Origin of the sequence: Methylobacterium aquaticum (assembly GCF_016804325.1) — a bacterium.
Classification (GTDB): Bacteria; Pseudomonadota; Alphaproteobacteria; order Rhizobiales; family Beijerinckiaceae; genus Methylobacterium; species Methylobacterium aquaticum_C.
In genome coordinates this window covers 3,044,460-3,057,724 of record NZ_CP043627.1, presented here as the reverse complement: position 1 = coordinate 3,057,724, position 13,265 = coordinate 3,044,460, and the positions used below count along the sequence as shown (strand labels likewise).

At 72.4% G+C, this 13,265-nt stretch carries 12 protein-coding genes and 2 pseudogenes; 12 read left to right on the top strand and 2 right to left on the bottom strand.

Annotated elements, in window-relative coordinates; genetic code table 11:
* Positions 1-3: 3 nt before the first annotated feature.
* Positions 4-558 (bottom strand): SiaB family protein kinase, encoded by a 555-nt coding sequence (locus tag F1D61_RS13890; protein WP_203158516.1) that lies wholly within the window; start codon positions 556-558, stop codon positions 4-6.
* A 487-nt stretch (positions 559-1,045) separates the two neighbouring features.
* On the opposite strand from F1D61_RS13890, the gene F1D61_RS13885 reads away from it, so the two are divergent.
* From F1D61_RS13885 to F1D61_RS13830, 12 genes and pseudogenes are all read left to right on the top strand, one after another.
* On the top strand, positions 1,046-1,549 hold the full coding sequence (locus tag F1D61_RS13885) for a universal stress protein (RefSeq protein ID WP_203158515.1): 504 nt from the start codon (positions 1,046-1,048) through the stop codon (positions 1,547-1,549).
* Positions 1,550-1,678: 129 nt separating this feature from the next.
* Positions 1,679-2,244: pseudogene (locus F1D61_RS13880) on the top strand (NifU family protein).
* A gap of 270 nt (positions 2,245-2,514) precedes the next feature.
* On the top strand, positions 2,515-3,213 hold the full coding sequence (gene tsaB, locus F1D61_RS13875) for a tRNA (adenosine(37)-N6)-threonylcarbamoyltransferase complex dimerization subunit type 1 TsaB (RefSeq protein WP_203158514.1): 699 nt from the start codon (positions 2,515-2,517) through the stop codon (positions 3,211-3,213).
* Positions 3,214-3,224: 11 nt separating this feature from the next.
* Positions 3,225-3,707, top strand: a complete 483-nt coding sequence (locus tag F1D61_RS13870; RefSeq protein ID WP_203158513.1) for a GNAT family N-acetyltransferase — start codon at positions 3,225-3,227, stop codon at positions 3,705-3,707.
* Positions 3,708-4,154: 447 nt separating this feature from the next.
* Positions 4,155-5,024: a lysophospholipid acyltransferase family protein gene (locus F1D61_RS13865; RefSeq protein ID WP_203158512.1), complete on the top strand. Its 870-nt coding sequence runs from the start codon at positions 4,155-4,157 to the stop codon at positions 5,022-5,024.
* A 69-nt stretch (positions 5,025-5,093) separates the two neighbouring features.
* Complete coding sequence (gene miaB, locus F1D61_RS13860; protein WP_203158511.1) at positions 5,094-6,464, top strand: tRNA (N6-isopentenyl adenosine(37)-C2)-methylthiotransferase MiaB; 1,371 nt, start codon at positions 5,094-5,096, stop codon at positions 6,462-6,464.
* A gap of 11 nt (positions 6,465-6,475) precedes the next feature.
* Positions 6,476-7,603, top strand: coding sequence for a PhoH family protein (locus F1D61_RS13855; protein ID WP_246775962.1), 1,128 nt, complete (start codon positions 6,476-6,478; stop codon positions 7,601-7,603).
* Entirely contained in the window at positions 7,600-8,109 is a 510-nt protein-coding gene (gene ybeY / locus F1D61_RS13850; RefSeq protein WP_246775877.1) for an rRNA maturation RNase YbeY, read from the top strand. Before F1D61_RS13855 ends, ybeY begins: the two co-directional genes overlap by 4 nt.
* Before the next feature lie 33 nt (positions 8,110-8,142).
* The gene (locus F1D61_RS13845; RefSeq protein ID WP_203158510.1) at positions 8,143-9,183 is read left to right on the top strand and encodes a hemolysin family protein; all 1,041 of its coding nucleotides are present in this window, start codon (positions 8,143-8,145) and stop codon (positions 9,181-9,183) included.
* A 156-nt stretch (positions 9,184-9,339) separates the two neighbouring features.
* Positions 9,340-11,039, top strand: a pseudogene (lnt, locus tag F1D61_RS13840) (apolipoprotein N-acyltransferase).
* Positions 11,036-11,464 (top strand): helix-turn-helix domain-containing protein, encoded by a 429-nt coding sequence (locus F1D61_RS13835; RefSeq protein WP_203158509.1) that lies wholly within the window; start codon positions 11,036-11,038, stop codon positions 11,462-11,464. The pseudogene lnt and the gene F1D61_RS13835 overlap by 4 nt, the downstream one beginning before the upstream one ends.
* A gap of 134 nt (positions 11,465-11,598) precedes the next feature.
* A complete protein-coding gene (locus tag F1D61_RS13830) occupies positions 11,599-12,816 on the top strand; it encodes an MFS transporter (protein ID WP_246775876.1) in 1,218 nt (405 codons plus the stop codon).
* Between the two features lie 19 nt (positions 12,817-12,835).
* Here the strand turns inward: F1D61_RS13830 and F1D61_RS13825 are convergent, their stop codons facing one another.
* Entirely contained in the window at positions 12,836-13,258 is a 423-nt protein-coding gene (locus F1D61_RS13825) for a GNAT family acetyltransferase (RefSeq protein ID WP_203158508.1), read from the bottom strand.
* Positions 13,259-13,265: the final 7 nt, after the last annotated feature.

The window sequence follows — 13,265 nt, the reverse complement described above, 5'->3', positions numbered from 1 at the left end:
GCCTCAGATGAAGGCCTTGAGGCAGAAGAACGAGCGGTCGTCGCCGCGTGCCTGGAAGTCGTACTCGACCGGGGCGCTGGAGCGCCGGGCGATCTCGATCAGCCCGATGCTGCCGCCGAAGCTGCCCTCCTCGGCGGGCTGGCGCAGCCGCTCGCGATAATACTTCTTCAGTTCCTCGCCCGACAGGCCGACGATGTGGTCGAGCCGGGCGCGCAACGCCGTGACGTGCTCGCCCGGGACCTCGTTGCCGCAGGCGACGAAGAAGCGCCCGTCCTCGATGCCGACGACGATCAGGCCCGAGCTGACCATGCCGCTCGCGGGCGAGCCGTGCGGCACCAGCTTGTCCGCCGAGTAGCGGATGACGTTCTGCGCCTGCTCGACGAAGATCGAGAAGACCCGCTTCGACACGCCGGCATCGGTGGCGCCCTGCTGCATCCGCAGCTTCAGGACCTCGCCGAGGGAGAACAGCACGTTCTCCGACAGATCGCCGCCGAACGACAGGATGATCCCGTTGCGCCGGGACGCCTCGTGGAACGCCATGAAGTCAGATGCGAGCACCGTTCTCTTCTCCCGCCCCGGCGCGCCGGCCGCGAAGCCTCTCGCCCCCGCCGCCCGCCTTGCCCGCCGAAGGCGGCCAGGCGTCATGATAGCCGGGAAGGGCTCACTGGAGTGTTACTGCATTGCACAACGGAAGTCCGCACACAGTCGACAGGATTTTTTCGTCGACCGCTCGCCGCGTGGCGGCTTTCCATTCAGGATATGCTTAAAAATTTCGCCACCTGCTTTCCGGTTGTGCAGTCGCAGGCGATCCTGCCGCGAGGGCGATCTTGCAGGCAATTCAATCGCGCCGTTGCCGTCGCCGATCCCGGGCCGGGAGTGGAGCGCCGGACCGGCCTCGCATCCACCGATTCGGGGCCTGGATGCCGGGGCGAGCCGTCCTCCCCGCGCGCCGCTCCCTGTCCCGCTTGCCTTGCCCCTGGCCTCGCCCCTTGCGGGCGACCGGCGGCGCGGGCAGCATCGGCCGTCGGCGGAAGGGCGTCCGGGCATGGTCAAGATCAAGCGGCGCCGGTCCTTCGAGGCCGGGCATCGGCTCAAGTTCATGGTGCTGGTCGACGAGACGCCGGAATGCGACCGCGCGGTGCATTTCGCCGTGCGCCGGGCGGCGCGGCTCGGGGCCCGGGTGGTGATGCTGGCGGTGGCCGAGCCGCCCGAGACGATGGAATGGCTCGGCGTCGGCGACGCGATGCGGGCCGAGGCCGAGGCCGAGACGCGTGCGCGCCTGGAGGCGCTCGCGGCGGCGGCGCGGCAGGCGGCGGGCGTCGATCCCGAGCTGGTGGTGCGGACCGGCGAGCGCGCCGAGGCGATCCTGCGCCAGATCGAGGCCGATGAGGACATCGCCTTCCTGGTGCTCGGCGCCGCCGCCGGCGGCGAGGGGCCGGGGCCGCTCGTCACCTCGATCGCCGGGCGGAGCGCCGGCAGCTTCCCGGTGCCGGTGGTGATCGTGCCCGGCGCCCTGAGCGAGGCGGAAATCACGGCGCTCGCCGGATAACGGCGCCTGCTCCATTGAGCTTTCGCCCGTTCGGGTCCACATCTGCGGGCAGGCGCGGGGGTCCCGACGGACCTTGCGCCGTTCCCGGCCGGCCTTGAACCGGCGCAGAGAACGTCTCGAGGATCACCGATGTTCATCCAGACCGAAGCCACCCCGAACCCCGCCACCCTGAAGTTCCTGCCCGGCAAGGTCGTCCTGCCCGAGGGCACCTTCGAGGCCCGGGACGAGGGTGCAGCTTTGCGCTCGCCGCTCGCCCGCGCCCTGTTCGGCGTCCAGGGCGTCTCCGGCGTCTATCTCGGCCACGACTTCATCTCGGTGACCAAGGCCGAGGGCGAGCCCGGCTGGCCGCAGGTCAAGCCCGCGGTGCTCGGCGCCATCATGGAGCACTTCATGTCCGGCGCCCCGGTCATGGAGGCCGGCCACGCCCCGAGGAGGCGGCGGAGGAGTTCTACGACGAGGCCGACGCCGACACGGTCGTCACCATCAAGGACCTGCTCGAGACCCGGGTGCGCCCGGCGGTGGCGGGCGACGGCGGCGACATCACCTTCCGGGGCTTTCGCGATGGCGTGGTGTACCTGGAGATGAAGGGCGCCTGCTCGGGCTGCCCGTCCTCCACCGCCACCCTGCGCCAGGGCGTGCAGAACCTCTTCCGCCACTTCCTGCCGGACGTGCGCGAGGTCCAGGCGGTCTCGTAAAGGCGCCCCCGCCGCCCGCCGCCCGCAGATCGGCGAGGCGGGAGCGTCGTTTCTGCCGCCGACCGGTTTCCTCCCCGGCGGGGGATGATCTAAAGGCTGAACCGAACCGGGCCGCCTCGCCATACGTGGGGCGGTCCTTCTTATGTTAACCTGTCTGTGCCAGGCTGGGATTCAAGCGGCGGGCCGACGAGCGGCCCGGCGCGGCCGGCGTCACGGACCCGGCCGCGGCGTCCCAACCCCGCGGACGAGAGAGGGCGGAGCCTGACTGTGATGCGGATCCTGGCCATCGATACGGCGCTGGAGCGCTGCGCGGCCTGCATCATGGCGGATGCGTCGCCCGAGCCCCTGGCCCAGGAGAGCATGGACCTCGCCCGCGGCCATGCCGAGGCGCTGCTGCCCCTCGTCGAGCGGGTCATCGCCCGGGTCGAGGGCGGGTTCGAGAGCCTGGACCGGGTCGCCGTCACGGTGGGGCCGGGCTCCTATACGGGCCTGCGGGTCGGCCTCTCGGCCGCCCGCGCCGTGGGCCTGGCCTGCGGCATCCCGGTCGTCGGCGTCACCACCCTGTCGGCCCTGCTGGCGCCGCTGCTCGCGGCGGAAGAGGATTTCCTCGGCCAGGGCTACCTGCTCGCCGCCGCGATCGATGCGCGCCACGGCCACGTCTATTTCCAGGCCCTGAGCCAGGACGGCGGCATCGCCGTGCCGCCGAGCCTGCTGCCGCTGGCGGACGCCGTGCGGCTCCTCGGGCACGGCCCGGCGGCGCTCGCCGGTTCCGCCGCCCCGGCGCTCGCCGCCGCCGCGACCGCCCTGGGCAACCGCGCCGTGGTGCCGGAGGGGCACATCGCCCCGCAGATCGCCTGGGTGGCCTCGCTCGGCCTCGTCGCCGATCCGGCCCAGGCCCTCGCCCGTCCTCTCTACCTGCGCGGGCCGGACGCCCAGCCGCAGGACCACGCCCGCCTCGCCCGCCGCTGACGGAGACCCCGATGAAGTGGATGCCGTTCCGCTCTCCCCCGACCGCCCATGTCGCGCCCCTGATCTCGGCCGACCGGGCCGGAGAGCTCGCGGCGCTCCACGCCACCGCCTTCGCGCGGCCCTGGGAGGCGGACGAGTTCGAGCGCATGCTGTGCGAGCGCGGGCACATCGCCCACGCCTTGATGCTCGGCACGGTGATCGGCGGCTTCGTTCTGTCGCGCCAGGTGCTCGACGAGGCCGAGATCCTCACCATCGTGCTCGGCCCCGCCTCCCGCGGTGCGGGCCTGAGCCGCCAGCTCCTCCGCGCGCATCTCGTCGCCCTGGAGGATGCCGGCGTGCGCCGGGTCCATCTCGAGGTCGATGACGGCAACGCCGCCGCGCTCGCCCTCTACCACCGCTACCGCTTCGCCGAGACCGGCCGGCGGGCGAGCTACTACGCAAGGCCCGACGGCAGCCGCGCCAACGCGATCATGATGCAGGCGGCGTTGGGGTAGGGGATTACGGGGCGGCGGGGGAGGAAAATGGCGCAGGTTTCCCTTCTCCCCGCGGACTCATACTCCTTCTCTGGGAGCTAAACCTTTGTAAATTCGCGCGCTTTCCCCTCCCCCTTGTGGGGAGGGGTTAGGGGTGGGGGTGGTGCCGGAGAAGCCTCAGCGGTGCCTCCTGCACCACCCCCACCCCATACCCCTCCCCACAAGGGGGAGGGGAGACGCGCTACCTTCAAGGGGAGAAGCGCTCAAGCCGAGTTGTGTGAAGGCGATAGCCGCCAGCGGAGAGGGGATACCTACGCCACGTCCTTGCCCAGACAGCCTTGCGATTGGCAGGGCGATCCGGCGCGGTGGACGCCCACGGCCGGACTTGGTATGCGGCAGACCACACGCGGCCCAGACCGCGCGACCCGCGAAAACACCTCCCCGAGCCGAGCACCACGCCGTCGAACCATGACGTATCTCGTCGCCGGCCTGCGGCTCCTCGCCTATGCCCTGACCTTCGCGCTCCTCGCAGGACCCCACTGGCTCGCCCTGAAGCTCGGGCGGGGGCGGTTCGCCGGGCATGCGCCGGTCTGGCTGCACCGGGTCTTCGTCCGCCTGTTCCAGCTCCGCATCACCGTGACCGGCACGCCGCCGGCCCCGGGCGAGGCGGCGCTCGTCATCGCCAACCACATCTCCTGGCTCGACATCCCGGTGCTAGGGAGCGTGCGGCCGCTCTCCTTCGTGGCGAAGTCCGAGATCGCCGGCTGGCCGGTGATCGGCACGCTCGCCCGGCTCCAGCGCACGGTGTTCATCGATCGCGCCCGCAAGCGCCACACCGCGGTGGTCAACACCGAGATGAGCCGACGCCTGCGCGACGGCGACCTGATCGTGCTGTTCGCCGAAGGCACCACCGGCGACGGCACCCGGCTCCTGCCGTTCCGCACCTCGCTGGTCGGCGCGGCGCGGGCGGCGATCACCGAGGGCGGGCTCGACCGGGTGCGGCTCCAGCCGCTCTGCATCGCCTATACGCGCCGCCACGGCCTGCCGCTGACCCGGTCCGAGCGCCCGGACATCGCCTGGTACGGCGACATGGCGCTGGGACCCAGCGTCAAGCTGTTCTTCGAGCGCGGGCCGATCGACGTCCAGGTGACCTGGGGCGAGCCGGTGGCCTTCGCGGCCGGCACCGACCGCAAGGCCGCCACCGCGCTGGCCGAGGCCTCGGTGCGCCGCGCGCTCCAGGAGGCGGTCACCGGCCGCCCGCCGGCCCCGGAGCCGATGCCCGCTCCGCGCCCCGCCCACGAGGCGCCGCCTATTCTCATTCCGGCCGCGACGGCGTAAATGAAGGGGAGGCGGTTCCGCACGGGCCGTCCCCGCCACCTCCGATCATCTCCGCTCAGGGCCGGTTCGTTGAAGAAAGCGTTCGTCAAATCCTACGGCTGCCAGATGAACGTCTACGACGCCTCGCGGATGGTCGACCTGCTCGGCCGCGAGGGCTTCGTCGAGACCGGCGCCGTCGAGGAGGCCGACGTCGTCGTCCTCAACACCTGCCACATCCGCGAGAAGGCGGCGGAGAAGGTCTATTCCGAGCTCGGCCGCCTGCGGGTGCTGAAGGGCGAGCGGGCGGAGGCCGGCCGGGACACCACGGTGGTGGTGGCGGGCTGCGTCGCGCAGGCCGAAGGCCGCGAGATCCTCAACCGCGCCCCGGGCGTCGACGTGGTGGTGGGCCCGCAGAGCTACCACCGCCTGCCGCAACTGCTCGCGGCCTCGAAGGACGGCCGGGTCGTCGACACCGAATTCCCGGTCGAGGACAAGTTCGACCACCTGCCGGCCCGGCGTACTCCCGGCGTCTCCGCGTTCCTCACCGTGCAGGAGGGCTGCGACAAGTTCTGCGCCTTCTGCGTCGTGCCCTATACCCGCGGGGCCGAGGTGTCGCGCCCGGTCGACAAGATCGTCGCCGAGGCCGAGCGGCTGGCGGCGGCCGGCGCCCGCGAGCTGACCCTGATCGGCCAGAACGTCAACGCCTTCCACGGCCCCGGGCCGGACGGGCGCGACTGGACGCTCGGGGAACTGCTCCACCGCGTCGCCGCGATCCCCGGCGTCCTGCGCCTGCGCTACACCACCAGCCACCCGCGCGACATGGACGAGGCGCTGATCGCGGCCCATCGCGACCTGCCGGCCCTGATGCCCTACCTGCACCTGCCGGTGCAGTCGGGCTCGGACCGGATCCTGCATGCCATGAACCGCAAGCACGATGCCGACACCTATCGCCGGCTGATCGACCGGGTGCGGGCGGCGCGGCCCGACATCGCGCTCTCCTCGGACTTCATCGTCGGCTTCCCCGGCGAGACCGACGCCGACCACGCCGAGACGATGCGGCTGATCGCCGATGTCGGCTTCGCCAGCGCCTTCTCGTTCAAGTACAGCCCGCGCCCCGGTACGCCGGCGGCGGAGAGCGACGACGCGGTGCCGGAGGCGGTGAAGAGCGAGCGGCTGGCCGAGTTGCAGGCCCTGCTCGAGCGCCAGCGCCAGGACTTCAACCACGCCACCGTCGGCCAGGTCGTGCCGGTGCTGCTCGAGAAGCCAGGTCGCCATCCGGGCCAGGTCGCCGGCAAGTCGCCCTATCTCCAGGCGGTGCAGATCGAGGGCGACGTGGCGGGTATCGGCACGGAAATTCCGGTGCGGATCACCCGGGCCGGCTCGAACAGCCTGTTCGGTGAGGCGTTGACCGCGACCCCGGCCGCAACGGCCAATGCGGCCGCGACGACGGCCGCCGCGTGAGGAACGACAGGATGGCGATGGGAGAGGGCGGGCGCGGCCCGAGGGGGCGTGAGCCCGCGCGCGAGCGGGAACTCGCCCCGCGGGCGGTGGCGGGCCTGAGCGAGGCGGCGGAGATCGCCCTCACCTTCGACGACAACCGCCTGGCGAGCCTGGTCTTCGGCCAGTACGACCAGAACGTCGCCCATCTGGAGCGGCGCCTCGGCGTGGTAGCGACCGCGCTCGGCAACCACGTCGTGGTCAAGGGCCCGCCCGATTCGACCGAGCGGGCGCGGCGCGTGCTCGAACTGCTCTATGCCCGCGTCCGCGACGGCGGCGGGGTACCGCTGACGCTCGGCGACGTCGACGGGGTGATCCAGGAATCCTCGCTCCAGGGCAACCTGTTCTCGCCGGCCGAGGCCCCGGCCAACGGCGAGCGCCCGTCCTTCGACCAGATCGCCACGCGCCGCCGCGGCGGCGTGCGGGCCCGCAATGCGGCGCAGGACGCCTACATCAAGGCGTTGCGCGCCCACGAGCTCGTCTTCGCGGAAGGCCCCGCCGGCACCGGCAAGACCTGGCTCGCGGTGGGCTACGCCGTCTCGCTGCTCGAACAGGGCCATGCCGAGCGGCTGATCCTGTCGCGCCCGGCGGTCGAGGCCGGCGAGCGGCTGGGCTTCCTGCCCGGCGACATGCGCGAGAAGGTCGATCCCTATCTGCGCCCGATCTACGACGCCCTCTACGACTTCATGGAGGCGCGCCACGTCGATCGCGGCCTCCAGACCGGCATGATCGAGATCGCGCCGCTCGCCTTCATGCGCGGGCGCACGCTCACCAACGCGGTGGTGCTCCTCGACGAGGCGCAGAACACCACCTCGATGCAGATGAAGATGTTCCTGACCCGGCTCGGTGAGAATTCCCGGATGATCGTCACCGGCGATCCGAGCCAGATCGACCTGCCGCCGGGCCAGAAATCCGGCCTCGTCGAGGCGGTACGGATCCTCGACGGCGTCGAGGGCGTCGGGCGGGTCACGTTCCGCGACGTCGACGTGGTGCGCCACGACCTGGTGCGCCGGATCGTCACGGCCTACGAGACCGATGCGCGGGAACATCCGGACGAGACGCCGCAGCGTCCGTTCCCGCAGCGCCGGGGGCCCCAGCCGTGACCGAGCACGACATCGACGAGAACGAGCAAGAGAACGAGATCGACGTGGCGGTCGAGGACGAGCGCTGGGAGGGCGTCGCGCCCGACCTCGACGGGTTCGTCGCCCGCGCGGTCGAGGCGGCGCTCGCCATCGTGCCGCCGGACGGCCCGATCGAGATCAGCATCGTGCTGACCGACGATCCCGCGGTGCAGGAGCTGAACCGCACTTGGCGGGGCAAGGACAAGCCGACCAACGTGCTGTCCTTCCCCAACGAGCAGCCGCATGGCGGCGGCCCGCGCCTGCTGGGCGACGTGGTTCTTGCGTATGACACAATGCTGCGCGAGAGTGGCGAGCAGTCCAAGCCCCTCGATCACCACCTCGCCCATCTCGTGGTCCATGGCACGCTGCACCTCCTCGGTCACGACCACGAGCTCGGCGATGCCGAGGCCGACGCCATGGAGGCGTTGGAGGTCGCGGCCCTGCGGCGCCTCGGCGTGCCGGACCCGTATGGCGACGTGGCGGGTTGAACCGCGGACGCCCTCACCCCAGACGCGAGAGACATGAGCAACGATCGAAGTCGCAGCGCCGCCGCGACCGCGCAGGCGATCCCGGAGGACGACAGTCCGGGGCGCGAACCCTGGTATGACCGCCTCCTCAGCATCTTCCACCTGAAGACGCGCGATGCCCAGCGCGACGGCCTCTCGGACGCCCTCGCCGAGGTGCAGAACGGCGACCACCCGGTCTCAGCCGTCGAGCAGGCGATGCTCAAGAACGTGCTGAGCCTCCACCGGGTGCGGGTCGACGACGTGATGATCCCCCGGGCCGACGTGGTGGCGGTCTCGATCGACACCGCGCTCGGCGCCCTGCTCAAGGTCTTCCGCAGCGCCGGCCATTCCCGCCTGCCGGTCTACGGCGAGAGCCTGGACGACCCCCGCGGCATGGTCCACATCCGCGACTTCGTCGACTACATGGCGAGCCGGGCGGAAGCCGATGGCGACCGCCTGCCCGACCTGTCCGGGGTCGACCTCGCGGCGACGCTCGCCACCACCCGCATCCTGCGGCCGGTCCTGTTCGTGCCGCCCTCGATGCCGGCGATCGACCTGCTCGCCCGGATGCAGGCCAGCCGCACCCACATGGCGCTGGTCATCGACGAGTATGGCGGCACCGACGGCCTGATCTCGATCGAGGACCTGATCGAGGTCGTGGTCGGCGACATCGAGGACGAGCACGACGTGACCGAGACCCACCGGGTCCTCAAGGTCGACGGCGAGAGCGAGATCTTCGTCGCCGATGCCCGCGCCAGCCTCGACGACGTCGCCGAGGCGACCGGGGTCGATCTCGCCGCGGCGGTGGGGGAGGCGGCCGAGGAGGTCGACACCCTCGGCGGCCTGATCGTCACCCTGGCGGGCCGCGTGCCCGCGCGGGGCGAGGTCATCGCCGTGCCGGGCAACTTCGAGGTCGAGGTGCTGGATGCCGATCCGCGGCGGATCAAGCGCCTGCGCATGCATCGCGGATTCGCCCGGCTCGAAGGACCGGAGACGCCGCTGGCCCTGCCGCCGCCCCAGAGCGAGACCCGCCTGCGGACAGAGACCGCCGCCTGATCCGTCCCGCGGCGCTCCCATGCCTCAAGCCACCGGCTGCCTTGCGGCCGGTGCCGAAGCGGCGGCCGGTCCGGCGCGCGGAATGATGCTACGACAGGACAACGCGCAGAGAGGCCCGACGCCTCTCCGCCCGAGCGCCGCCCCGCGAGCCCACCCATGCACGACATCGACACGAACGGGGCGGCGCCGGCCGCCCCGGCGGCGCCCTTCGGCCTCGCAACCCTCGCCCACCGCATCGCCCTGACCTCCGGCTGGACGAGGCTGGCGCTCGCCTGGCTCGCCGGTGCCTGCGGCGCCCTGGCGATGCCGCCCTTCGGGTTCCTGCCCGCCCTCTGCGTCGCCCTGGTGCCGGCGGTCTGGCTGCTCGACGGGGCGGCCACCGCCTCCTCGCGCCTCGGCCGGCGCGCCGGCACGGCGCTCTCCGCCGGGCTGATCGGCTGGGCCTGGGGCTTCGGCTACCTCACCGCCGGCCTGTGGTGGCTCGGGGCCGCCTTCCTGGTCGAGGCCGACCAGTTCGCCTACCTGATGCCGCTCGGCGTGCTCGGCCTGCCGGCGGCGCTCGGCCTGTTCTACGGCGCGGGATTCGCCGCCGCCCGGCTGCTGTGGTCCCCGGGCCCCGGCCGCATCGCCGCGCTCGCCTTCGGGGTCTCCGCCGCCGAGTGGCTGCGCGGGCACCTGTTCACCGGCTTTCCCTGGAACACGCTGGGGATGGCGCTGGGCCAGAATCTCTGGCTGATGCAGGCGGCCTCGGTCGTCGGCCTCTACGGGCTGACCGTGCTGGCGGTCCTGGCCTGCGCCGCACCCGCCACGCTCGCGGATGCCGGTGATGCCTCGCGGCGGCTCGGACCGCCCGCCGCCGCCATCCTGCTGCTCGCCGGCCTCGCCGCCGGCGGGGCGCTGCGGATACCGTCGGGCCCGATGCCCGAGGTGCCGGGCGTGCGCCTGCGCCTCGTCCAGGCCGCCATCCCGCAGGATGCCCGCTTCAACCCGCGCAACCGCGAGGGCATCCTGGAGCGCTACCTGGGCCTGAGCGACAGCGCCACCGCGCCGGACCGCCAGGGCCTGCGCGATGTCACCCACCTGATCTGGCCGGAATCCTCGTTCCCGTTCCTGATCCAGCGCGATCCCCAGGCCCTGCGGCGGATCGGCACCGCGCTGCCCCCGGCACGCTGCTCGTCACCGGCGCGGCGCGGGCCGACGAGCCCCTGCCCGGCGAGCGGCTGCATTTCTACAACTCGATCCTGATGATCGGGCAGGACGGCCTCACGGGCGGCCGCTACGACAAGCTCCACCTCGTGCCCTTCGGCGAATACCTGCCGGGGCCGGTGGACAGCCTGCTGCGCGCGCTCGGTCTCAAGCAGTTCGTCGCCGTGCCGGGGGGCTTCACCGCAGGCGAGGCGCATGAGCGGACGCCGCTCGCAGTGCCGGGCCTGCCGCCGGTGGCGCCCTCGATCTGCTACGAGGCGATCTTTCCCGGCGCCGTCGCCTCGCACCGGGAGCGTCCCGGCCTGCTCCTCAACGTCACCAACGACGGCTGGTTCGGCGACACGCCCGGCCCGCGCCAGCATTTCGCCCAGGCCCGCCTGCGCGCAGTAGAGGAGGGAATTCCTCTCGTGCGCGCCGCGAACACCGGAATCAGCGCCGTGGTCGATCCTTACGGAAGGGTGACCGGGATGTTGTCGGTCGGCACCGAGGGCGTCCTCGATCGCAACCTTCCGAGAAACCTTAGGGAAAGTCCGGCATACGTACGTTTCGGCGATGTTCTTTTCATCCTGATGCTTCTAGGGTGCGGGGTACTGGCCCTCGTGGCGCGCCGTCGTCGCGCGCCGTCACCGCCCCGCGGAGCGTCGATGTGAAAAAGGCACCGGACCCGGTCGATCGTCATGTCGGGCATCGTGTCCGCGTCAGGCGGCTTCTGGTCGGCGTGAGCCAGGAGAAGCTGGGCGACGCCCTCGGCGTGACCTTCCAGCAGATCCAGAAATACGAGAAGGGCGCCAACCGGATCAGCGCCAGCCGGCTGCGCCAGATCGCCGACATGCTGGGCGTGCCGGTCAGCTTCTTCTACGAAGGCGCGCCGCGCCAGGACGGCACGCGCAGCGACGACGCGCCGGAGAATGCCGTCGAAGCGGGCCCCCACGACGTGTTCTGGACCAGCCAGGACCTGCAACTGGTGCGCGCCTTCCAGCGCATCGGCGACAACCAGCTGCGCCGGCGGATCATCAGCCTCGTCGAGGCGATCGGCACCAGTTCCGCCCCGGCCTCGCCCGACGCGCCGGAGTGACGATCCCGTCCGCCGACCCTTGGGTGACCGGGGTTGCAAAGGTTTCGGTGCTCACGCGGCCGCCATGACGGTATGACCCTCCCGAACGCGACCGCGCCCCACGGCGTGCTTAAGGCGCGACAGGGAGGACGATCGTGCGGACCATCGAACGGGAGCCCGAATCCGAGACCGCGCGGCCGGGGAGGGCGGGGGCCGGCTTCCATCCGGTCCTGATCGGCCTCGGGCTGATGCTGGTGGCCTTCAACCTCCGGCCCGCCCTGTCGAGCATCGGCCCGCTCCTGCCGGGCATCCGGGCGGAGACCGGCCTGTCCGGCGCCTGGGCAGGCGCCCTCGTCACCCTGCCGGTCCTGTGCCTGGGCGTGTTCGGTCGCCTCGCGCCGGTGCTGGTACGGCGCATCGGGCCGGATGCCGGGGTGCTGGCGGCCCTGGTCGTGCTGGCTCTGGGCCTGGCCTTGCGCGGTCTCGGCGGCCTGCCGCTGCTGTTCCTCGGCTCGGTGGTCGCCGCGGCGGCGATCGGGATCGTCGGGGTGATCCTGCCCGGCATCGTCAAGCGCGACTTTCCCGACCGGGCCGGCCTGATGACCGGCCTCTACACCGCGCTCCTCTGCCTCGGCGCCGCCGCCGGGGCCGGCTTCACCGTGCCGGCGCGCCACGCGCTGGGCCTCGGCTGGGAAGGCGCCCTGATGCTGTGGGCCGCGCCCGCCCTCGTGGCCGCCGCCTTGTGGCTGCCCTTCGTGCGCGGCCGGCCGATGGCGGCGGCGGGCCCGCGCCCGTCCGGCCGGCTGTGGCGCGACCCGCTGGCCTGGCAGGTCACCGCCTTCATGGGCCTGCAATCGTCGCTCGCCTACATCGTGTTCGGCTGGCTGCCCGCCGCCCTGGTCGACCGGGGCTTCGACATCGTGGCAGCCGGCCTCGTCGCCTCGGTCTCGGCGCTGGCGCAGGGCGCGCTCGCGCTGCTGGTGCCGACGCTCGCCGCCCGCCGGCCGGACCAGCGGCCCTGGGTGATCCTCGTCGTCAGCCTGCCGCTCGTCGGCTTCACCGGGCTGCTCGCCGGGCCGCTCGCCTTCGCCTGGGGCTTCGCGCTGCTGCTGGGTCTCGGCCTCGGCGGCTGCTTCGGCCTCGCCCTGACGCTGATCGTGCTGCGGGCCGGCGATCCGCGCGCCGCCGCCGAGCTCTCCGCCATGGCGCAGGGCGTCGGCTATTGCGGCGCGGCGCTGGGACCGTTCCTCGTCGGCATCGCGCACGATCTCAGCGGCGGCTGGGGCCTGCCGGCGGCGCTCTATGCCGGCTTGTGCCTCGCGGCGGCGAGCTTCGGATGGCTCGCCGCGCGGGACCGGACGGTGCGGATCTGAGAAGCAGGCGCCGGCCGCCTCACCCCTGCGCGATCACCTTCTGCAGGCAGACCGCGTTGGTATCGCGATAGCCGAGGTGGTCGTAGAAGCCGAGGACGCCCTCGTTCTCCCGGCGCACCAGCAGCTGCACCTTCCACACGCCCCGCGCCGCGAGCCAGGCCTCCCCCGCCTCGACCATAAGCCGCCCGAGCCCGGTGCCCTGCCGGTCGGGCGCCACCGCGACGTAGTAGAGCCAGCCCCGGTGCCCGTCCTCGCCGGCCATCGCGCTCGCGACGATTCGGCCCTCGACCTCCGCCACCAGCACGGTGCCGTGGGGGCCGCGCCGGGCGAAGGCGATGTCGGTGGCCGGGTCGTTCCACGGCCGCGCCACCCCGGCCTCGTGCCACAGGGCGATCAAAGCCGGCACGTCGGCATCCTCGATCATGCGGATGGTCGGCGTCATGGTCGGG